Origin of the sequence: Jonquetella sp. BV3C21 (genome assembly GCF_000468895.1) — a bacterium.
Classification (GTDB): Bacteria; Synergistota; Synergistia; order Synergistales; family Dethiosulfovibrionaceae; genus Jonquetella; species Jonquetella anthropi.
The window spans coordinates 70,582-91,269 of the sequence record NZ_AWWC01000025.1 but is presented as its reverse complement, the minus strand read 5'-3'; the positions used below and the strand labels follow the sequence as shown (position 1 = coordinate 91,269).

Sequence of the window (20,688 nt, the reverse complement as noted above, 5' to 3'; positions counted from 1 at the left end):
TTTTTAGTCTCCTTCGCAAGATGATTGGACGCTCTGTTCAGATCCCGATTGTAGGTACCGGCGCAGTATGCACAGCGCCGCCAAGTCGTCCAGCGGCCTCGGCGGCGTTTGGAGCGATAGCGGGATAAGACGCCGCCAAGACCGCGGCGGGTGAATACCCCAGTACAGGCTTCGAGCCTGCAGGGTGGTGTTTTTCTCGTCCACCAAAACAGGAGAGGCGCCAAGGCCCAGCAGCAGCTCCCGGAACTTGTCCGACCAGGTGCCGTTCCCAAGGAGGACGGCCCGCGGCCGCTCTGCCGGCCAGCTCCCTTCGTTAACAGTGCAATCAGCTGGCCGGGGCCCGCCGGCCAAGAGCGCTTTAAGCCCAGCCGGCGCGGATTTTCCCAACAAAATCCCTGAGCCGATCAGCTCGCCCCGGTCCGTTCCAGCCGCCCAACCGACTTTATCCCGCCCGGGGTCAACGGCTAAGAGCATGACGCCACTGCTCCGGCTCCGGCCGTCCCCACCTCGGATACGGCCACAGCAGCCATTGATCCGGGTGAGCGAGGATCCAGCCTGAAATAATGTCGTTGCACCGCCGGGTCACGGCGGCAATGTCAGCCGTTCCCGGCTCGCCGCCGCTGCCCTTCACCGGCGGGTATATGATCACCCGATGTTTTGTCGATGAGACGCGCACGACCTGAACCGGCAAAATCGGAGAACCAAACCGGTCAGCTAGCCGCACCGCACCGGTGGGCGTGCTGGCTTCAATGCCCAAAAACGGCAGTCTTATTCCCTTCTCCTTGGCGTCCTGATCCAGCAAAGCTCCTAAAAGAACCCCTCTTTTTAAGGCGCTCACGGCACCGCGAAGCCCTCGGCCTTTTGAGATATTCGTCATGCCGGTGCTTTCTCGAAGCTCGGCTATCAGCTCATTGACCCGCGGATCCCGCTGATCTGCCCCAATAGCCCAGAGGGGGAAATGCGGCGCGAGGCCCGCGTTGACGATCTCCCAATTGTCCAAATGGCCCAAAAGAAGAATCGCGCCCTTGCCGTCGGACAGCGTGCGCCGAACGTTGTCGATGCCCCAAAAGTCGGCATAACGGGTTATCCGTTTTACCAACCACGGCAGGCGCAGCATTTCGACGGCCGCCCGTCCCATGTTGGCATAAGAGCGTTTCACGATTCGGCGGGCGATCGTCGGCCCGACGCCCAAAACGGAGACGCACCGCACCTCTGCGTCGTCGACCCGCCTTTTGCAGACAAGCCTAGCCAGCCGCCCGCAAAACGCGCCCAACGCGACGGCGACGCCCTGCGGGAGCCGCGTCACAATCCAACGGACCGTTTGAAGCGCCGCCCACTGAACGTTCAGCTGCCTCTGTCGGCGGCGTTTTTCAGCACTCTCTTTTAGGGTATCGCTCATCGGGCTTTGCCCTGGTTCGCCACAGCGGCCGCGGCGGCTGCTACCTGCTCCGGGTCGCCTAAGTATCTGTGGGAAATCGGGCGCATCGAGCTGTCAAGCTCGTAAACGAGCGGAACGCCCGTCGGAATGTTGAGCGAAATAATGTCCTGATCACTGATCCCGTCAAGGTGTTTAACGAGCGCCCGAAGGCTGTTGCCGTGAGCGACGACCAACAGGCTTTTGCCCGCCCGAACCGCCGGGACGAGAACGTCGTTCCAGTACGGCAGGACGCGGGCCACTGTGTCCTTTAGGCACTCGGTTCTCGGCAGCTCCTCGGGGGACAGCGAGGCGTACCGGCGGTCGCTTCCCGGCAGACGGCTGTCGCCGTCCTCCAGCGCCGGAGGCGGGACGTCGTAACTTCTCCGCCACAACTTGACCTGCGCCTCGCCCACCTGAGCGGCCATTTCAGCCTTGTTGTACCCCTGCAGAGCGCCGTAGTGCCGCTCGTTCAGCCGCCATGTTTTAAAGACCGGCAGCCACATCAGGGTCATGTTTTCCAGCGCCAGCCAGAGGGTTTTGATCGCCCGGCTGAGAAGCGACGTGTGCGCCTCGTCAAAGTTCAGCCCCTCGGCCTTCATCAGGTCGCCGGCCTGGCGAGCTTCCGCCTCGCCCTGCTCCGTCAGTCCCACGTCCGTCCAGCCGGTAAAGCGGTTCTCAAGATTCCAAGCGCTCTGCCCGTGCCGCAGAAAGACGATTTTGTACGTCATCCAACTTCCCGCCCTTCCCAAATATTAGTCAAGCCAGCCGCGGCCGGTCTGGTACCCCTCCAGATCGACGGTTACCCGAGTGTACCCCGCCGCCCGGAGCGTTTTTAGAATGACATCAGGCCGAAAATGTCCCCAGTCGATCGGCGGATACAGCTCCACACAGACGGTGGAACGGTACGCCCTCAGCCGGGCACGTATTCCCTGAGCGGCCAAAGCCCGCTCAGCCTTGCCTGCCCGGCGGCACTCCGCCGAATCAAGCGCCGTTTCCCGGGGAAAACGAGTGGCCAAACAGGCGGTTGCCGGCTCATCGGCCCACGGAATTTCAAGCCGACGGGACAGCTCGCGCACTCGGGCTTTCGTCAGCCCGCCTTCCGCCAGAGGGCTGAACAGGTTCGTGCAGCGAGCTAGGGCTTCGTTGCCCAGCCGCGTTTTATCCTTCAGGTCGTCGGCGTTTGTCCCGTCGACGATCACCGCGCCGAGCTCCTGAGCCTCAGCCTGAAGCCGCTCCAGCCGCAGGGACTTGCAGAGAGCACACCGCCGTGGCACGTTTTGCCTCACTTCGTCGCTCGTCAGCTCCGGCCCGGGCAGTGACAACAGCGGCACGCCGAAATCGGAACACATCTTGACGCACCGCTCCTGCTCGTCGGGGAAGTGAAAAAACGACCTGAAATTAACCGCCCAGAGCGAGCCTTCCGGCATCAGCCCGGCCAGCAAAGCCAGAACGCAGGAGCTGTCTACCCCGCCGGAAAGCGACACGACCGCCCGCTTGAGCGAAGAAAACCGCTCCTTGAACCCAGCGGGGAAAAACTCGTCCACTAGGTCCCAGCTGCCGCGCCTCAACGGGACGCCTGCCTGACCGACAGCGCCGCGCAGACGCCCGCGCCCAGCCCGTTGTCGATATTGACGACCGAAAGGCCGGTGGCGCACGAATTAACCATCGAAAGCAGAGCCGTCAGCCCGCCAAGGTTGGCCCCGTATCCGACGCTCGTCGGCACGCCCCAGACGGGACAGCCCGACAGCCCGGCGACCACGCTGGGCAGCGCGCCTTCCATGCCGGCCACGACAACAATAGCCCGAGACTCGGCAAGCACTGACGCGTGGGACAGAAGCCGGTGAATCCCCGCCACGCCCACGTCGTACAGCCGGGTCACCTGACACTCCAAGTATTCGGCCGTCATCGCCGCTTCCTCGGCAACAGGCACATCGCTTGAGCCGGCGGAAATCACCGTCACGCCGCCGTATCTGGCTTTGGGCCGACGCAGGCCGCCCAACCGGGCCTCCTGACAGTACTCCAGATCGGGACAAACGGCCCGGACGAGAGACGCTTGGCGCTCGCAGAGACGCGAAAAAAGACACGGTTCAGCCCCGTCCTTCACGGCCTGCGCGATCTTCTGCAGCTGCTCGTCGCTCTTGGACTGGCTGTAAATAATCTCGCCGAACCCACGCCGCAGCGACCTGTGAACGTCAAGCCTGACGTCGCCAAGCTCACGCACCGGGGCGGTTTTCATCTGTTCTATAAAGTCGTTCCGGCTCACGGCGCCCGAAAGCAGACCGTCCACCAGCTCGCTTAAAATCCGCTCGTTCACCGACGTCCCCCTTTCGTCAATCCCACGATGCTGCCATTATATGGCAGGACCGCTCGTTCTTTCAATGACCTGTCGCCATGCCGAGCAGGCCGGCTAAAAACGCCCGTCGGTTACAAAAAAGCACCGGCCTCGGAAGGCCGGTGCAAAAAGGACAGGTTACTTGGCGTAGTACTCGACGACGACCTGCTCGTCGGCAAGGCACACGATCTCGCTGCGCTCCGGAAGGCGAAGAACCGTTCCTTCCGTACCGGAGAGGGAAAGCCACGCCGGCTGGGACACCGCCGAAGCGACCTCGAGGTTCTCCTTCAGAACCTTCATGTCCTTGCTGTTCTCCCGAATGGAAATCACGTCGCCGGCAGAAACCCGCGCGCTCGGGATATCGACCTTGCGGCCGTTCACAGCAAAGTGACCGTGGCAGACCAGCTGACGGGCCTGCGGACGGGTGGTGCAGAAGCCAAGCCGATAGACGACGTTGTCAAGCCGGGACTCAAGCAGAATCAGCATGTTGGAGCCGGTAACGCCTTCCATCTTCTTGGCCAGCGTGTAGACCTTGTGAAGCTGACGCTCGCTCACGCCGTAGGAGAAACGAATCTTCTGCTTCTCCTGCAGCTGAAGTCCGTAAATGGACTGTTTGCCGTGACGGCGGGGCTGTCCTCCGGGAGGGGTCGCCTTGCGGCTCAGAAGCTTGTCGTACTTCTGGTTGCCAAAGATATTGGCGCCTAGGCGACGGACGATTTTGCCCTTTGGAGCGGTCTTACGGGTGTTGTTCTTCGACATTCGTGTGAAACTCCTTCAAAAGATATTTGACGGTTGTTTTCCAGCAGCTAAATAAGATTAAGCCACGCCGGGGGCGGTGTCAAGATCTGAACGGAAAAAACTGCTCAACAGATCGTCTCTTGTTCCTTTCCATCGGCAGAACCTGCTCCGACGGACGGCTAGCGTCTCCCCCGTTTTGCCTGCCTCTCAAACTTTCCGGGCCCCTCGGGTGGACAGATAGTTTTCTTTCGTCATCACGCAGGCCGTCTCGTGTTTTATTCCCATCGGCCACGTTTTGACGAACGTGTGATCGACGGTAAAACCGCACTTTTCGGCGACCCGGCGGGACCGGTCGTTCTCGTCAAAATACGAAAGCCAAACGCGCTCCAGCTTCAAGGTGATAAACGCGTACTCGAGTAGCGCGCGGACAACTTCGGGCATGATGCCACGGCCCCAATAGGGTTCGCCCAGCCAGTAGCCCAAAGACGCCTCGTCCGTCGAGCCGGTATCATTCCCCGCGACCGTTACGCTCGCCGCACCGATGACTTGTTCATTCTCCTTTAAGACGACGGCGAACGTCCCGGACCCCAGCAGAACCGTTCTTATGACCTGCAGGCTTTCGGCTTCGCTTTTGTGAGGGAGCCAGCCCGCCGCTGGGCCGACGTTGGGACTTTTTGCCAACTCGTACAGCCGCGGCGCGTCGCTTTCGCGCCACGGACGAAGAAGCGTCCGAGGGGTGGAGAGAGTTAAAACTTTTTCGCCGTTCATTCGCGTTTCCTTCCTTTAGTCGTCTTTCCTTTTCGGTCTTTTGCGTCGCTCAACTTTTGGTACAGGCTCATCAGGCGCGCCACGACGGCGCTCTCGTCCAAATCGGCGCGGAATAACACCGGAGCAGGCGCGTAAATCAGCCTAGAACTTTGCCGAAGAGTCCTTAAAGGCGCGTATGAATTTGTCCTTGTCACGCCCATCGACCGAAATCTTATCCCAATCTTCAACAACGTCAGCATGAAGACGGGAAAGTGCTACGAGCCTAACCGAAGACACCACCATCAGATTCGCTATCAGTCGGATAAGCTCTGCAAAGAAAATGGGCTGATTGTCATTGATAAAGCATATGAGGCCTACAAGAAAAACGTTCATAGAGAAGAGGCCAAGGCCTAGTGAGCAATCCAAGCGTGGCAAGCGCATTGCCTCACGGAAGCAAGAAAGATAATCCCCAGCCAAGTTCACCGGAGGAAAAACGATTGGAAAAGATTATACCGGAGAACGTTTGAAAGAACGCATCGCGGAAGCTTACCAAAGCCAACCTTCGTTTAAGCAAAAGAAGATAGATCGAGCTATCAGTACTGAGACAAATCCGAAGGTCAAGGCCGTCTAGGGTTACGAAATTCGGGCAAGAAAACACAACCTGAACCTCATGGCCGAATGGAACCTTCGCTTACGCGATCAAGGTGGCAGAACAACGCAATGGATCACCTTTCGGAAATGTTGGAGCATTTGCGCGTACCGCGAACCAGTATCGGAAGTATTGCAAGGCTTACAGAGAGAACCCGAAAGACGCTCGCTTCGAGCAAGAATATCGTCGGAAAATCGCCCTCTACAAAGTTGCTTCAACAGCGATTTTGAAGCACTATCCGAAAGCATCGAACAGTGCCGATCTCTTGGGTGAGTTTGAAGAGTTGCAAGAAAAAAGAATACCCACATACGAGAGTATTCTCAATCAAAAGCTGGTATGGACGAGCTGTATCAGATCAGGAAAAACTTTGAGAAGCATATGGGAAGGAACTTGGTGCGATAGAATTTTTAGGACTCATGCTTGTCGTTGTAAAGTGCTTATTGCGCGGTCAGGCGAGTTGGCACTTCTCCAATCGCCGTAGGATGTTCGAACCATCCGATCTATGATTAGGTCTATTCTTCATACATCAGAATAGACCTAATTATATCTCCTTGACAATTTTCTTGAAGATTAAATGAGTAAAGATATCATCAACTTGCTTAGCAATCCGAATCGAGTCAACAAGCGTTCCAAGCTCAATATTGCCTTCTTGACCGTGATATGACAGGTTTGCCGATGTTATCAGCGTCTGTTTCATATCCACAGAGATAGTCTTGGCATGCAACGCAGCCATCTTGTCGTCCTCGTTGCTATAGTCGTACAGTTTGAGAAAACGTCCCTTGTACCTGAGCAGTTTGTCTGCATCCGGCTGCTGCTCTATGTTGTTGATGAAGAACTTGACGAACACACCTCTCTGGCTTTTGTCGATGATAGTGTCCGTCAGTTCCGAAAAATATGAGGAAAGCGAGTAGCCGGTTATGAGGATGTTCCTTTTCGCACTCTCGATCATAGACTGAACAACGGTCATCGTGGGTTTTGCATCGATTCTGAATGACGGAGGTGCTGTCACGACAAGTGATACCTTGTCTGTGGGCTCCATGGTCATGGCGACCTTGATCGTCCCTGCAATTTCCTCACATTCCGACTCAGACAAGCCGGGATACTTTCTCCGCAAAGCATCTGTTGCATTGCCGGTACCGTTGGCAGAATCTGCCTTTATGGTATTCAGCAGTATTTCTCCTTTAAAATCTCCATCTGACACAGATCATTCACCAGCTCTCTGAAATACGAGGTCTCCTCGCGCTTCGCAAGCGGAACCACGAGCCCACGGTCAAGCATACGGTTTCCATTTTCACATGCGGTTTCCGAAATCATACAGCAGGAATGGCATGCTGCTCCGTTTGAATTCTTTCCTGCAGGAAGCTTGTTCATGCATTCAGGATCGTTTGTGCATACAAGTGCCTCTTGGAATGCGTCTCGCATGAGGTTCGTCATCTGGTCTGCGGTGCCGAGTTCCACAAGGCCACCGAGCGATCCTTCCTTGTCCGAGCTTCCCGTGTAAAGCAGAATACCCGCCATCTTGTCTCCGAAGTAAATTTTCTCCCTGATTGCCGAAGAGGAATAGCCCGACGACATGGCCATCTGCTTGATAAGGAGGTGGGAGAAGGTATGCATGAGAACGTAAACGGCGTTGCGCTCCGTCTTGATCGTCCACCCCTTTGACTCGCAGTATTCTCTGTAGGAGGCAGCATACTTTTCAGAAATGTTCTTCACCTGTGGGTTGCTGAGCCATTCCTCAAGTGTCTGATTGTTAAATTCGATGAAGATCCCTTCGCCGTTGACTTCCACGGCAGGAAGCCAGCGTTCCTCACCACCTTTCGTCAGGTAGACGACATTCGGCTGCTCACCCTCATCCGCATCCGGATCAGGCGCTTCAACCCGCGTGAATCCCAGAAGCACACGCACATCACGCAGTCTTGTTATGCGTATAAGCCGATTGAAGTAGCGCTTGAAATACTCCGGCAGAGCGTCCTCCTCGGCCTTGAAGTGCTTTTTGTTGGACTGATAAGTCGGGTCATTGTGATGGGTTATTGCTTGATACTCCATCATCTTTATTTCTGTGAATTCCTTGATGTTGCTCATGCGCCGCTCATAGGCTTCATCGAATTCCTCACGGGCATAAGCAGAAAAGTATTCCTCATAGATCTGCTGGAGACCGTCATCTTCAGTCTTTCCGAATCTGACTGCCATCTTTTTGGCCTGCTCAATGTCGCGAAGATGTTCATCTACCAAGTTATACAGGGGATTGATCCACGGCGGAATAGATATGGCGCTTCTGGTCACGGCAAAATAAACGTTTGATGCGCCGCGCTGTGACGGGATGACCGGCTTCTTGCAAGTTTCGCATCCGCTGTGCGGTCTGAACGGGTGCAAGCCGCTGCAGGAGAGTCCTTCAAAGTTCTGCGCCTGCGTGGCTCCGCTCATGCTCCTTTTGGCACCACAGGAGCACTTCACCCATATATCCGACAGAGTCGACGTGTTTCCTGTCGAATACATCTTCAGGCTGCCATTGCAGTCGTCCTCTCCATGGTGAATCCACCACCGCCACGGAAAATCCGACATGTGTCCATTCTCACAGATTGTAATGAAACGTGCTGGATATGCCTTTCTCCCACATTCAGGGCAGGTCACACCGTGTTTCAGATACTCTTCTAGGTTGAATGATTCCGTTGCATCAAAAAGCAATCCGCACTTGAGGTTTGAGCAGACATGCCAGCGCGGGAATAAAACAACCGGTATATCATGTGCAAAGGTGGTTCTCGGTATATAGAAGGCATCAACATTCAGGTAGGACGCAAGTCTGCCATCTATAATCTTCATCCCTTTATCTTTCCAGTAAGGGATATCGAGAATGGTCACAGAATCCTTGACCGCATCTACAACCGAGCCTGGACCGAAGGTAGTAATAATCTGGTTTGGCCGCAGTTCTCCAAGTTTGTTATTGTTGTATCCGGCCATATTAATCCTCCGTGTAATAGTACATATTTGCAGTGCTCTCCACATCACGCATTGATCGCAAAGTAGGCTTTTCACTCTCAATATGAGGCTGCTCATATCCGTTCATAAGCCTGCTATATTTTTCCGTTCCCACAACGTAATAACGAAGAGACTTGGCCTGCGATGCCTGCAACTTCCACCATCCGATGAACTGGTCAATCTCTTCGCTCGCGTCAGCTTTTGCAGAAGGCTTGACGATTTTTATCCGGTCGAGAATCATTTCTTTCACTTCGTCAATCCGTCCCTGCGGCAGAGAAGCTATTGCCCTAGCGTTTTCATTGTTAGCCATTTTAGGATACAGAAGTCTTATCGCTGAAATCACAAGTGCATGCAGAACTCGATCGCGCGCCCTTGCGGAGAACGGAGTAGCCGTTGTTCCCTCCACGAATCTGTAGAGCTGTGCGTGATAGCCTGTAAAGTTCTCGTAATGAGATAAGTCACGTGGCCGGTACGCGTTGTACAGCGTCACGACGAGGCCGGGATGAGCACGTCCGATACGGCTTGTCGCTTGGATATACTCGGAGTTCTGCTTCGGCTGACCTGTCACGACCATGAGTCCGAGGCGGTCGATATCCATGCCGACCGCAATCATGTTCGTGGCAATAGCTGTATCCAAGCACTTCCCCGATGTATATGGCAGTTCAAGCTGATTGAGCTTTTCAGGTATCTGCCAAGAGGACATTCTTGATGTGATCTCAACATTATTCCCGGAGTTGAGATATCTCATATTTGGATAATTGTACTTTTTCTCAATCACATACATCCGCTTTGGAATATCGTCCTGCAGAAGTCGAACAGTACCGCCGAGTTCTCGGATACTGTTGAAGTATCCGATCAGGCTGTAGTACGGATCAATGACGTCCTTCCATTCATCCTGCCGGGACAGATTGCCGACCGCCTGCAGGATGATGGCATAGGTTCTCAGAAGTGCAGTCTTCACGGACTGGCCTGGAGCACAGATTCCGACATACTTTCTGAACGGATCTTCATCAACCGGAATCTCGCGTATGAAGAAGCTGTCGCCGATTTCAAAGCCGCTCGGCGGGAACTGCTTCGTTGTCTTTCTGGCGTACAGGCACTTCGCCTGATTGTCTGCGTTCTTGATTGTTGCCGTGGAGACCACATACTTCGGCTTGATTCCGTCATGTGTGCACATGTCCTCAATAATGGTCTCATACGCGCCATAGACAGTTCCAAGAGGCCCGGTGATGAGATGGAGCTCATCTTGGATAATCAGCTCCGGCGGCAGGAACGGCCTCACTGGCGTGATATGTGCAGCAGGCAGACTATCTGTCTTCCTGTGCTGCTGATGTTCGGCACCAAAGGCAATGTATCCGTCGCGGCTGCACCGGCGGTCAACTCTACCGAAAAGAGCATTCGTATTCACGTCCCAAGGAAGTCTTGCAAACTTGTCGACCGTCGACAGGATGATGGTCGGACACTTTGCGTAGATTTCCTCGTCCACTAGGTAGACAGGTATCGGGATACGTTTTCCGGACTTCGGACATTTATAAAACCAGCAGTGTTCGTCGGAGCAGTAAATCTCCACGGACTTCTTGTCCGGATCAATACAGAACTCGTCCTTTGTAAGCGGCTTGCCACAGAGCGGACAGGTGAGAAGCTGCTTGTATATAAGATTTCTCTGGTTCCGTGCCTCATTCGGGTTGTCCAGCTTTTCCTTCAGGTCATCAAACCTGTTCGGGGTAACGCCTCCTCCGACCCAGAAACCTATGCTTATGGGCTCTGTGCCGAACTTGGGATATGTCTTCCTCCTGATATATTCGGCAGCGACAACCATCTTCGTGATACGGTCGCGCTGCTGTGTCGTCAGAAGACGAAGCGTGTACCGAAGAATGATGGTCACACCGCCGTCACGGTTGTACTTGTCAGATTCAGAAGCACGAAGTCGTCTGTTGGCGATGGTGAAGGCCATAAGTCCGAGATAAGCTTCCGTTTTGCCACCCCCGGTTGGGAAGTAGAGCAAGTCGACGATTTCACGCTCTTGGTCTTCCGGATGGACGATTCCTTTCAGATTCATCAGGATAAAGGCAATCTGGAACGGTCTCCAAGCGAATTCATTCTCCGGGGTTCCCGGATTGATAAAATCCTTGAAATTGCATTCAATGCCCTTGCCGTGCTTCTTCGCGTAGTTCTTGATGCTGTTCTGCATGAAAATCACGCTGTTCATGAAACTGAACGCCTCGAATGAGATGTCGTCCGTCTCAATGATGTGAATACCTTCCCTGATTCTGCGCAGGGCATCTTGGCAGTGGTCGATTACGGTATTCCCGATCTTCTCAACAAACTCCGGGGCATTCATTCTGGAACTGCCAACCAGCGTGTCGTCAATCCATTTCTCATATGAATCAGCGAGCGTGTTCAGCTTCTGTATAGTTTCTGATTTCTTACCCTTTGCCGCCATCTGCCACGTGGAGAAATATGTGGGAGAGAACCCCTTGAGCGCGGCGCTTACACCGGGATACTCATATTCCGGGATGAACGCAGACGCCACATAATTAGTCCTGCCGTTTTCAGCCTTTCCCCATACAGCAGCGCAGCCTCTGCCGCGTCCCATGATCGGCCGCTGCTCGAAGTAGAACTCGTCAGTTGCAAGAACGTCCCTGCAAATATGCTCCGCAATAAATATGGCAGAACCATCCTCAGCGTGTGCCTTGAGGCCGACTTGGAACATCAGTCCTTCTACGTCACCAGACTGATTGCTTCGCTTGTTCACAACATAGGCAGTGACAAGAGAATATCCATCTTTCAGTGGAATGCGGGACACATGAATATGTATGTTCGAATCCTGCGCAAGCGGATAATCCTCATTGCGTCCAAAGTCGCTGAACTTCACATGTACGGTTTCCTTTTTGGGAGTTCTCTCATAGACCGTGCAGTTGGGTTCCTTTTCGTCCTTGCCGATCACCTTTTCGGTTGATTTCGCATAGTCGCCCCATGTTACATCCAAACAGATGCCGTCAAGACTACTCTCAACATAAAAGCTGATGCCGATGGATGACGGAATCTGGAATTTCGTTGTAGATATCGGTTCGTTGTCGTCATCCTCACCGGCGGTGAAGTCTTCTACCTTCTCATAGTCGATATCTGCTTCAATTACCCGTTCGTTCTCGTCCGGCGCATTTTCGTCGCGCTGCGGCTCGAGCATGCCGACAAGGTAGGCGTAGCGCGGGTTCTCGTCCAGCTCTTCCTCCGAAGAAAGCGGACCGATCAGGTCAGTTCTGATTGCCTCTATAATTTTCTGCCGTACTTCGGCATATTTGAGTCTGTCAGCCATTAGTCCTCCTCCTTGATCAGATGTGCTGTTCCGAGTGTGTATTTACAAGTGTTTCCAAGATGAATGTTGTCATCGGATATCAGCCGGAACTCCCAAGTCTTGTGATCCGAATCAGCTGTCGAGGCAAAGTTACACCAACGGATGCCCTCGCGGGCTTTGGAGACAACCTCCTCATTGTTCACTTCGTTTAGGGCTTTCACCTCAACCATGTATTTTCCAGTTGTCGTCTCAACAAGAAAGTCCGGATTATACTGCTGGCCGGCCTTCCAGAACAGGCCGAGCTGGTTGAGCGGTGGCTTGATCCAGTGGATAACATCCGGATCTTCTTCCAGAATGATGGAGAACAGCCTCTCTGTATCACTGTCAAAGGCGTTCGCCGGATAGTACGACTTTCTGTATCCCGTGAACAGATACTTCTTTATGTTGCTCTTGTCTGTGAACGGCTTGTCGTACCGCACCTGACCGTCTCTCTTCACGTTCTTCACGAACTTGCGGAAGACGATGAGATCTTTCTGGACAATATGAACGTCCTGCGTCTTTCTGTCCATGTGTCCGTAAATCTGTTTTTTAATATCATTCACGATCAGTCCTGCATAGCGACGGACGATTTTCTTCTTTTCCTCCTCATCGCCGGGAATCTGGCAGAGATACTGTTCCACAACATCGATGATAAAGTCAGCATCATCGTAGGAAAGCTCACTGATAGAGTCAAGTAGCATGCATGCCAGAGTATTCTTAGCGTCATCAACTTCGAGCGCTTGGGCGTCCACGACTGTCAGCAGGTGCTGATTGATTGCGTCGAAACGCTCAATTTTTGCTGTAGCAATTTCAAAGTCCTGTATGGTTCGCTTCACTTCGAAGCGATTAAACTTCACTTTCGAAGTTGTCTGTACGAGAATTTTGGGGACGGATATGGCTCTCGCCGAGTATTCCGCGACCGTTTTCGTAAACTCCTCCGGCGTCATCGGGCGTTTCCCGCTCTGTGTCTCAGGTGTCGTCGGAACACTATCAGTTCCGGGATTCTGCGGCGCATAAGTTTCGACTGTCTGCATGGCCTCCGGTGCTATGTCAAAAAGTCTCCGCTGACTCAGATCATCAGACTTCCTGTTCTTCTGCTGTGAAGCCATGAAATTCTTCACGTATGCCTGGTAGATTTCGTGCTGTGTCTGCGGGTTACGCATCTGTTCGAATGACTTGACTCCAGCTGATGTGATTGCCTCGTCAATGTACGAGAGTTGTCCCTCCTCAAAGGTGCTCGAGACGTCCACGGACTCCGAGTCCTCGACCCCGGTCTTGTCCAAATCACGGTAACGGAAGATGTCACTGTTTCTTATCTCGTCTACGAGTTCCCGGTAGTTGTCGTGCGCCACGATATCGAGCGTGTCCAGATCCTCGTTACCGGTCTGTTCGCCGAACGGCAGACGCACCCCGCGCCCGATGGTCTGCATGGCGAGGATGTCACTTTTTGCTGCGTTCAGCGGAATAATGGTGAAGAGGTTGTTCACGTCCCAGCCTTCCTTCAGCTTGTAAACGTGCAGGACTATCTCTATCGGATTTACCGCGCTCTCGATGGAGAGAAGAAGGCTGATGTTCTCCTCGGATTCCTCGCCGGTCTGCTTGGAATGAATCTCGATGACCTTGCCCTTGTATTTCCCCTGCATGAAGGCGTCGCTGTCAATCAGACCGCGTATCTTCTTCGCATGGTCTGTGTCCTTGCAGGCTATCAGTACGATTGGTTTCACATAATCCAGTTCGTCGCTGGCACAGTATTCCCGCAGGACGCTCTTGCGATGCTCGTGCAGGGTGAGTCCATCGCGTATCTTCATCTCCTCAATATCATCTTGGCTGTACCCTGCGATGTTGGATCTGCCCATGACAACCGGTATTTTCAAATATCCTTCTGCAGCTCCTCGCGCCACGTCGTAGGAATAGATGACGTTAGACAAAAACTTCGGAGTAGCCGTGAATTCCAGTCCCAGAATTGGTTTCAGGTAATTGATTGCCTTCATGGAAGCCGGAGCATAATAGCGATGCGCCTCATCCATGCATATGACAAGGTCGTCAAACTGTGCTAGGACATCTGCAAAGGAAGCCCCGAGCGTTTCCTTGAATTTATGGAAGTTGAACTGCGTATCGGTCTTGCTGTTGAAGATCTTTCCTATGTTGAAGATAAACAGCTGAATTTCAGATGTATGGTCCACAAAGAAAGAACCTTGTTCATACTTCACCGGATACTGATCATAATTCTCGCCATCCCAGACCCTCGGCCGTCCCATTTCTGACTCGAGCCCTTTGAAGATGTACTTCGGATGAGAAGGATTAGATTCCTTCCGAAGCTTATCATAGATGGTGTTTCCAGGAGCAAGGATGAAGAAATGCTTGTATCCCTTTGTCTTGTAAAGATAATAGATGGAGGCTCCCATCAGCCGTGTCTTGCCGATACCAGTAGCCATAGCAAAACAGAAGGACGGGAAGTCGAACTTCGTCCGGACCTTTCTGTTGTTCTCGCTGTATTCGGATGCCTCTGCCTCGATAGCTTCCTTGTCGTCGTGCTTATAGTCACAATGGGTGCTGACGGCGTCGAGATAAGAGAGAGCTTCCTCCTGCGGTGTCCTCAGGCTCATTGCGTATTTTATTTTGTTTACAACCCCTGACATCTACCGCACCTCGCTTTCAAAGTCGCACTTGTCAAGGAGATCCTTTGGGATCTTCTTCACCTCGATGTTGTCAGGCAGCATCATGTCCGACTGAATTTTCGTCGCGTACAAAAGGAGAGACTGTCCCTCATCAAGATGCTGTGACAGAGAACGTATATAACCCGCATTCACAAACTCCAAAGTCACGTGAATAAACCGTTTTTCGGAAGAATGTCCGCAGAAGACATCCTGCTGCTTATATTTGAAACCTTCGATTTTGCAGATTGCTTCGCACAGCATCTCGAAGGCGTAGGTCGGATTGATCTGGTAAACAGGCAGCTTGTCATTTTTTACAAGAAGGCTCGGAGCAAGCTCATAGAAGTGGTAACCGCCGCCGCCATGCCAATCAACCGATTTAGAAATACCACCCTGATCTGAGCCGTCAATAACTCTGTCCAGTCGAACCTTGCAATGGGTGTATGCTTGCTTACCCATTTCAATGCCAATCCAACGGCGATTCATCTTTTGCGCGACTGCTGAGGTCGTACCTGAACCTAGGAAGGAATCTAAAACGATATCTCCCTCTTTTGTACATAGGTCAAGGCATCGCTTAATAAGCTTTTCTGGCTTTTTTCCCTTGGGGAAATTTACACCACCTTCTTTTGCTAACCCCTCTACTGATATATCAGTCCATATGTCAGTAATCGTATCGGCCGGGAGCATTACTCCATCAATTTCTTTTAGTCTCTGATAGTACGGTATGACTCTTTCACCGCCAATAAACATATAATCCATGTCATCATTAGGATGCCTAACAATAACATTTTTATTCATTTTTGATTTTTTTATCGTTTCGATTCTTTTTTGCAGCGCTCCACCCGTTACGGATGCTGTTCTAAAAACTCTCTGTGCATTTTCTAGTGCATATCTTGCTACCTCATTTTTAAAAATATCCGGTGCATTGGTTCTTGCTTGACGTGAATTTTTATAGCCCATTCTCTCTGCTACGATTTCATTGATATTTCTCCATGTCCACTTTTGTTCATCTAATTCTGTGTTTTCAAAAACCCATTTATATTGTTCATCATAGTCTCTTTCTATAAACATCTTGTCCATATTTATGCTAAATTTTTCCTTGCTTTTAGCATAAAATAACAGGTGATTCGCCTGCTTAAAAATGGATTCACTTGTGCTCTTAAAGCCAAATGATTTATTTGTGGCAACTATGATTTGATTAAGATAATTGTTTCTTCCAAAAATGTCATCTAATAACACTTTAGCATAAGCCGCTTCTGAATCATCCAGATTCACAAAAAGTGCTCCTTCTTCCTGAAGCAAGTTCCTTAGTAACTTAAACCTCCGAGACATTAGGTCAAGCCAGATAGAATGTTCAAGGTTATCATCATAGTGTTCAAAAGCAGCTCCAGTGTTAAATGGCGGATCAATATAAATGCACTTGATTCTTCCAGCAAAATCCTGTTGCAGCGCTTGGAGCGCGATCAGGTTATCGCCGTGAATCAGCATGTTTTCGCTGTCCGGATCACCGTAAGACTTCTCCTTGTCTTCAACGAGGATACGCGGTTCTATCGGCTTCTCCTCATCATATTTACCAACCCAAGTCAGCTCAAGTTTTCCTTTTTTCTGCATAACTTTATCTCCTAAAACTTCAGTACGACGCTGATCAGAAAAACGGGATTATTGATCTCAAGGTTCTTGTTGAACTCCGTAATTTCCCGTTCCCCCTCAGCTCTAAGCCGGCTGTCCCGTTCGTGGAACGATGCTTGGAACTCGGTAAGCCTCTTTTCCTTCTTCTCAGCTTTTTTCCTAATGTCTATCTTTTCATAGAAATTATTCGAGGCTTTTTCCTGTTCACGGAGTTTCTCGACTTCCGCGTTCATTTCTTGGTACTGCACAACCAGCTGCTCGTTCTGAATACGAATCCAATTCTCAATCTTGTGTCTGTTGTATTCCCGCACTGACTCTGTCTGCCTGTCTACTCTTTCAAGCATTTTGGAAGACAGATCATCATACACTCTCTGAAACAGTGCTTTTTCCTCTTCTGTCGGTGTGAAATACCGCACGGTGGAATCATCGATTTTCTCCAGCTCCGGCACGAGTTCATCCTCACCGAAATCAACGTAATCTCCTTTCTGGTCACACAACAACAATACCGGGAAAATCAAGTCCACGTTATCGCACAGTGCGCCGAGGAAGAGATATCCGTGTGCGCCAAGAATCTGTTCGCCCCAACCATCAACCTTCCAATATTGAACGTCACTAAACACCTCTGGCTCAGCTACACTGTTCCAGTAGTTGACTTCTCGCAGATAACGATCGATTTCCTTCTTCGTTCCCTCAAGCGCCTTCTTTTTTGCATCGCTGCTCTTAGTAATCAGGATGGAGCGCAGTTTGCGCGCATTCTTGTCCTGCTTTGCGTTAAGCTTCCTGTCCAGCTTATTGAACGCCTTCCTGAAGTCAGCGATCGTGTTGCAGGACTGATAGATGTCCAACACTATCTTCTCGAAGCTCGTCCCGGATTCCAGCGCTCCAAGAGCAATGTCGGAAGCGCCGAACACGCCCTCAAACAGCTTGAACTTTTCCGAGAGTATCTCATACACACGTTTGTCTGCCTCGTTCTGCGCATTCAACAAGTTGATAGCGACCACATCGTGCTGCTGCCCATAGCGGTGGCAGCGACCGATCCGTTGCTCGATCTTCATCGGATTCCAAGGCAGGTCGTAGTTAATCACCGCGTTGCAGAACTGGAGGTTCAGGCCTTCCGAACCGGCGTCGGTGCAAATCAGTATCTTCGCATTATCCTTGAAATAATCAACGATAGCGTTTTTGTATTCGACGCTCCTACCATAGTTCGCATTCCCGAAGTTCTTCACTTGCCATGTCCGGTAGATTTCCTTTGTCATGGTGTCGTCGAATTCGCCGTTGAACAGGAGGATATCCTCTTCATTGTATCCGGATCTGCGAAGCTCGGCAGCGATGTATTTCTGCGTTCGTTTTGACTCGGTGAACACAACAACCTTCTGAGCTATGCCGTTATCCCTCTGGTATGAGAAGCCGACCTCAAGCGCCTGTTTTAGTGCGTTTACCTTGGAATTCGTTTTAATGCGCTTTGCAACATCGATGATGGCGTTAACTTCGTCCAGTTCCGTCTGGATGTATGCCTTCATCGTAGCGGTGTCCTCGTCCTCGGTTTCCTCAAAATCGGATTCGTCAATCTCGTCCTCTACGAAACTCCAGAAGAGATCGAATCCTTCCTGCGCGTCAGCCGACCTCGTGCCCTCATACAGGATTTCGAGCCGATTCTTCAGAACCTCGAATGTCTCAATCAGGGCGAAGCTGGATGAAGCCATGAGCTTGCGGATAACGAGGATGACCAGCCCCCGGTTGGATGCCGGTATGGAGTACAGGATGTTCCTTTTAAGGAACTGGTTGACCCGTTCGTAGAGCTCGATCTCATCTAGAGACAATTCGAAATCCACGGTTCTGCAAATCCTCTTCACAAAATGCATGTAGTCTGCGACGTCCTTTCGTAGCGTTCTATAAAGCACTGGCGTGAGTTCCCTTTTCAGGTCGTCGTAACCCTCGTTACTGATATACATCTGACGGAACATCTTTTCTGAGTCGAATATTCTCGGATCGATAAAGGAGATCAGACCGTGCAGATCCATAAGGGAGTTCTGCAGCGGCGTTGCCGTGAGGAGGATCTTCGGAATTCCGCCGGTTAGCTCATACAGTCGCTTTGCGCGCTTCGTACCGTTCAGATTCCTCAGATTGTGCGCTTCATCGATGATGAGGAAGTCCCATTTTACATCTGGGAACCGCTTCATCAGCTTCGACGAGTAGTCATAGGAAGTAAGCACGATTCGTACGCTCTGTCTGTCTACAAGCTTCCTATACCAGTTCTGCGCATCATGCTCGACTGTGAACTTGTCCAGAATTACGGAGTTCAGATTGAATTTATCCTCGAGTTCCAGTTCCCACTGTTTGCGCAATGATGCGGGGAGTACGATCAGCACCTTCTTTGCACCGGATTCCAGCATGTAGCGCAGGACGAGCCCCGCCTCTATTGTCTTTCCAAGTCCTACTTCATCGGCAAGTACCATGCCACCCGTCTTCATCGCGTCGATGGCAGCACAGAACGCATTGATCTGATGAGGGTTTGGATCGATATGGGACTCGGACGCAAGAAGAAAATGAAATGGAGACTTCTCCAGTTCCATTCGCTTGAATCTTCCGTACTGCTTGAGGAGCAGGTTTCCGTTTTCACTGCTGTACATCTGCATCCTCCCTGTGAAGCTTTGCGAATATTCCCTCTGCAATGCCTCTTGCCATCAGAGGAGGTACGGCATTGCCGATCTGCACGAACTGCGACGTGCGCGGTCCCTCGAAGTAATAGCTGTCGGGGAAGGACTGTATGCGTGCGGCTTCTCTTACCGTGATTGACCGATGCTGCCGTATATCAGGATGAATGAAATAGTGGCCATCCTTAGAAAGGTGCGCCAGTATCGTGTGACAGCAATGTTCATCGCCTTCAACGACCTTGAAACGGTCGGTGAAGGAATGTCGGTTCTTATGCGTTTTCAGTTCTTGGGGCAGGTCGTTGTAGTTGAGACGCTTGTGCCCGTCGTTCCATAGTTCAATGGCTCTCTTGTATATATTAATGTCGCGCTCGATATTCGGACGACAGTTCTGCAGGGTCAAAACATCGTCCATTGTCCGAATGCCATTTTCGATCACGTATCTGCTCGGCTTTATTTTCGAGTAGGTGTTGTTGCTTTCGCCCGGACGAAGTTCAGGAAGGTCTGTGAACAGGTCGTTCACCACCGCATTCGTATTTTTCACCTTGAAGTCTGGATAAGCCAGACCAGTGTTCTTGAGCCAGCCAACAATGACCATTCTCCGTCTGTTTTGGAGCACTCCAAATGTCTGCGCGTTCTGTTCTCGGCAATCAATCTCATATCCAACGTGCTTGAGATCCTCCTGCAGGTTCTTCCAGATTGTGCCGCCTTGGGCGGATTTGATACCGGTCACATTCTCGAACACGAACATGCGCGGCTGGTATTTTCTGAGGAATCGCGCATACAGTTTATACAGGTAGTTGCGCGGATCGTCCTTCATCGGAATTTCCATATGGCTGCTCTGCGCTCTGCCGACAAGCGAATATGCCTGACACGGCGGCCCACCAACTATAACGTCTACACTTTGCATGTTCCAGGTCATCATTATTCCATCTATATTTTTGAAGACCCTAGGGAGTGAGTCATTTGACATTGTTTCACAGATAACTGTTTGAGATATATGGTTTGGAATAAATTCCAAAAAAGAATCACGCGTTATCTCCCCACGCAGATAGCGATAATAAACATCCATTTGCTTAGTCTGCTTCAAATAGTAATAAGCACTTCGAGTAACCAGAGTTTGTGCTGCAAATGAATTCATTTCCACATGGGCAATCGGGTTAAAACCAGCTTGAATAAAGCCCTCGGAAAGTCCTCCGGCTCCTGCAAATAAATCTATAAAGTTGTAATTGTACTTGCCGGGAAGCTTACTTGGCATAATGATTCTCCTATCACATTGATTACTTCTCCTGCACAAAGGAAATCTAAATACTTGCAAGTGTTTTATAATTCACATCGAACTCCGCACAGAATGTCATTATCTTCCTCATTGTCGATATGTTCGGTCTTCTTTTCCTTTGGCAGGACCATCGGGCCGTACAGGTCAGACAAGCAGGCGCCCGAACTTCTGCTGAGCATTAAGCAGGCCTAGTGCGTTTCATCATCTTTTTATCTGCCGACGCCCGCGCCGTCAATCGGTTTTTATTATGTTACCGCATTTGCCTGCTCGGTGGAGATTTTG

Annotated in this window: 15 protein-coding genes; 1 reads left to right on the top strand and 14 read right to left on the bottom strand. The window is 51.5% G+C overall.

Annotated elements, in window-relative coordinates; translation table 11 throughout:
• Positions 1 to 3 precede the first annotated feature (3 nt).
• From HMPREF1249_RS07905 to HMPREF1249_RS06890, 7 genes are all read right to left on the bottom strand, one after another.
• Positions 4 to 474, bottom strand: coding sequence for an endonuclease (locus HMPREF1249_RS07905; protein ID WP_008521245.1), 471 nt, complete (start codon positions 472 to 474; stop codon positions 4 to 6).
• On the bottom strand, positions 458 to 1,399 hold the full coding sequence (locus HMPREF1249_RS06915) for a lysophospholipid acyltransferase family protein (protein ID WP_021776053.1): 942 nt from the start codon (positions 1,397 to 1,399) through the stop codon (positions 458 to 460). The genes HMPREF1249_RS07905 and HMPREF1249_RS06915 overlap by 17 nt, the downstream gene beginning before the upstream one ends.
• The gene (gene gpmA / locus HMPREF1249_RS06910; RefSeq protein WP_008521248.1) at positions 1,396 to 2,145 is read right to left on the bottom strand and encodes a 2,3-diphosphoglycerate-dependent phosphoglycerate mutase; all 750 of its coding nucleotides are present in this window, start codon (positions 2,143 to 2,145) and stop codon (positions 1,396 to 1,398) included. The genes HMPREF1249_RS06915 and gpmA overlap by 4 nt, the downstream gene beginning before the upstream one ends.
• A 24-nt stretch (positions 2,146 to 2,169) precedes the next feature.
• Positions 2,170 to 2,985 carry a hypothetical protein gene (locus HMPREF1249_RS06905; protein WP_021776041.1) on the bottom strand — a complete coding sequence of 272 codons (816 nt, stop codon included), beginning with the start codon at positions 2,983 to 2,985 and terminating at the stop codon, positions 2,170 to 2,172.
• Positions 2,982 to 3,731 (bottom strand): nickel pincer cofactor biosynthesis protein LarB, encoded by a 750-nt coding sequence (gene larB, locus HMPREF1249_RS06900; protein ID WP_008521251.1) that lies wholly within the window; start codon positions 3,729 to 3,731, stop codon positions 2,982 to 2,984. The genes HMPREF1249_RS06905 and larB overlap by 4 nt, the downstream gene beginning before the upstream one ends.
• A gap of 156 nt (positions 3,732 to 3,887) precedes the next feature.
• Positions 3,888 to 4,508 (bottom strand): 30S ribosomal protein S4, encoded by a 621-nt coding sequence (gene rpsD / locus HMPREF1249_RS06895; protein WP_008521253.1) that lies wholly within the window; start codon positions 4,506 to 4,508, stop codon positions 3,888 to 3,890.
• 186 nt (positions 4,509 to 4,694) lie between these two features.
• Positions 4,695 to 5,255 carry a GNAT family N-acetyltransferase gene (locus HMPREF1249_RS06890; RefSeq protein ID WP_021776029.1) on the bottom strand — a complete coding sequence of 187 codons (561 nt, stop codon included), beginning with the start codon at positions 5,253 to 5,255 and terminating at the stop codon, positions 4,695 to 4,697.
• A 135-nt stretch (positions 5,256 to 5,390) separates the two neighbouring features.
• Here HMPREF1249_RS06890 and HMPREF1249_RS08245 point away from each other — a divergent pair, with 135 nt between their 5' ends.
• Positions 5,391 to 5,648 carry a relaxase/mobilization nuclease domain-containing protein gene (locus tag HMPREF1249_RS08245; RefSeq protein WP_155887019.1) on the top strand — a complete coding sequence of 86 codons (258 nt, stop codon included), beginning with the start codon at positions 5,391 to 5,393 and terminating at the stop codon, positions 5,646 to 5,648.
• Between the two features lie 776 nt (positions 5,649 to 6,424).
• Here the strand turns inward: HMPREF1249_RS08245 and HMPREF1249_RS06880 are convergent.
• Genes HMPREF1249_RS06880 through HMPREF1249_RS06850 form a run of 7 tightly spaced genes read right to left on the bottom strand, consistent with a single transcriptional unit; the run spans position 6,425 to position 20,385 of the window.
• Positions 6,425 to 7,084, bottom strand: a complete 660-nt coding sequence (locus HMPREF1249_RS06880; protein ID WP_021776046.1) for a phospholipase D-like domain-containing protein — start codon at positions 7,082 to 7,084, stop codon at positions 6,425 to 6,427.
• Positions 7,048 to 8,841, bottom strand: a complete 1,794-nt coding sequence (gene drmB / locus HMPREF1249_RS06875) for a DUF1998 domain-containing protein (protein WP_021776035.1) — start codon at positions 8,839 to 8,841, stop codon at positions 7,048 to 7,050. The genes HMPREF1249_RS06880 and drmB overlap by 37 nt, the downstream gene beginning before the upstream one ends.
• 1 nt (position 8,842) lies before the next feature.
• Positions 8,843 to 12,175: a DISARM system helicase DrmA gene (drmA, locus tag HMPREF1249_RS06870; protein WP_021776025.1), complete on the bottom strand. Its 3,333-nt coding sequence runs from the start codon at positions 12,173 to 12,175 to the stop codon at positions 8,843 to 8,845.
• On the bottom strand, positions 12,175 to 14,832 hold the full coding sequence (locus tag HMPREF1249_RS06865; protein WP_021776045.1) for a DEAD/DEAH box helicase: 2,658 nt from the start codon (positions 14,830 to 14,832) through the stop codon (positions 12,175 to 12,177). Before HMPREF1249_RS06865 ends, drmA begins: the two co-directional genes overlap by 1 nt.
• Positions 14,833 to 16,458: a site-specific DNA-methyltransferase gene (locus HMPREF1249_RS06860; RefSeq protein WP_021776047.1), complete on the bottom strand. Its 1,626-nt coding sequence runs from the start codon at positions 16,456 to 16,458 to the stop codon at positions 14,833 to 14,835.
• An 11-nt stretch (positions 16,459 to 16,469) separates the two neighbouring features.
• Positions 16,470 to 19,106, bottom strand: a complete 2,637-nt coding sequence (gene drmD / locus HMPREF1249_RS06855) for a DISARM system SNF2-like helicase DrmD (protein WP_021776032.1) — start codon at positions 19,104 to 19,106, stop codon at positions 16,470 to 16,472.
• The gene (locus tag HMPREF1249_RS06850) at positions 19,093 to 20,385 is read right to left on the bottom strand and encodes a DNA cytosine methyltransferase (protein WP_021776052.1); all 1,293 of its coding nucleotides are present in this window, start codon (positions 20,383 to 20,385) and stop codon (positions 19,093 to 19,095) included. Before HMPREF1249_RS06850 ends, drmD begins: the two co-directional genes overlap by 14 nt.
• Positions 20,386 to 20,688 lie beyond the last annotated feature (303 nt).

Excerpts from the sequence above, each read along its gene's own strand:
- HMPREF1249_RS07905 (WP_008521245.1), bottom strand. The coding sequence starts at position 474 with ATGCTCTTAGCCGTTGACCCCGGGCGGGATAAAGTCGGTTGGGCGGCT.
- HMPREF1249_RS06915 (WP_021776053.1), bottom strand. The coding sequence starts at position 1,399 with ATGAGCGATACCCTAAAAGAGAGTGCTGAAAAACGCCGCCGACAGAGG.
- gpmA (WP_008521248.1), bottom strand. The coding sequence starts at position 2,145 with ATGACGTACAAAATCGTCTTTCTGCGGCACGGGCAGAGCGCTTGGAAT.
- rpsD (WP_008521253.1), bottom strand. The coding sequence starts at position 4,508 with ATGTCGAAGAACAACACCCGTAAGACCGCTCCAAAGGGCAAAATCGTC.
- HMPREF1249_RS06890 (WP_021776029.1), bottom strand. The coding sequence starts at position 5,255 with ATGAACGGCGAAAAAGTTTTAACTCTCTCCACCCCTCGGACGCTTCTT.
- drmB (WP_021776035.1), bottom strand. The coding sequence starts at position 8,841 with ATGGCCGGATACAACAATAACAAACTTGGAGAACTGCGGCCAAACCAG.
- drmA (WP_021776025.1), bottom strand. The coding sequence starts at position 12,175 with ATGGCTGACAGACTCAAATATGCCGAAGTACGGCAGAAAATTATAGAG.
- HMPREF1249_RS06865 (WP_021776045.1), bottom strand. The coding sequence starts at position 14,832 with ATGTCAGGGGTTGTAAACAAAATAAAATACGCAATGAGCCTGAGGACA.
- HMPREF1249_RS06860 (WP_021776047.1), bottom strand. The coding sequence starts at position 16,458 with ATGCAGAAAAAAGGAAAACTTGAGCTGACTTGGGTTGGTAAATATGAT.
- drmD (WP_021776032.1), bottom strand. The coding sequence starts at position 19,106 with ATGTACAGCAGTGAAAACGGAAACCTGCTCCTCAAGCAGTACGGAAGA.
- HMPREF1249_RS06850 (WP_021776052.1), bottom strand. The coding sequence starts at position 20,385 with ATGCCAAGTAAGCTTCCCGGCAAGTACAATTACAACTTTATAGATTTA.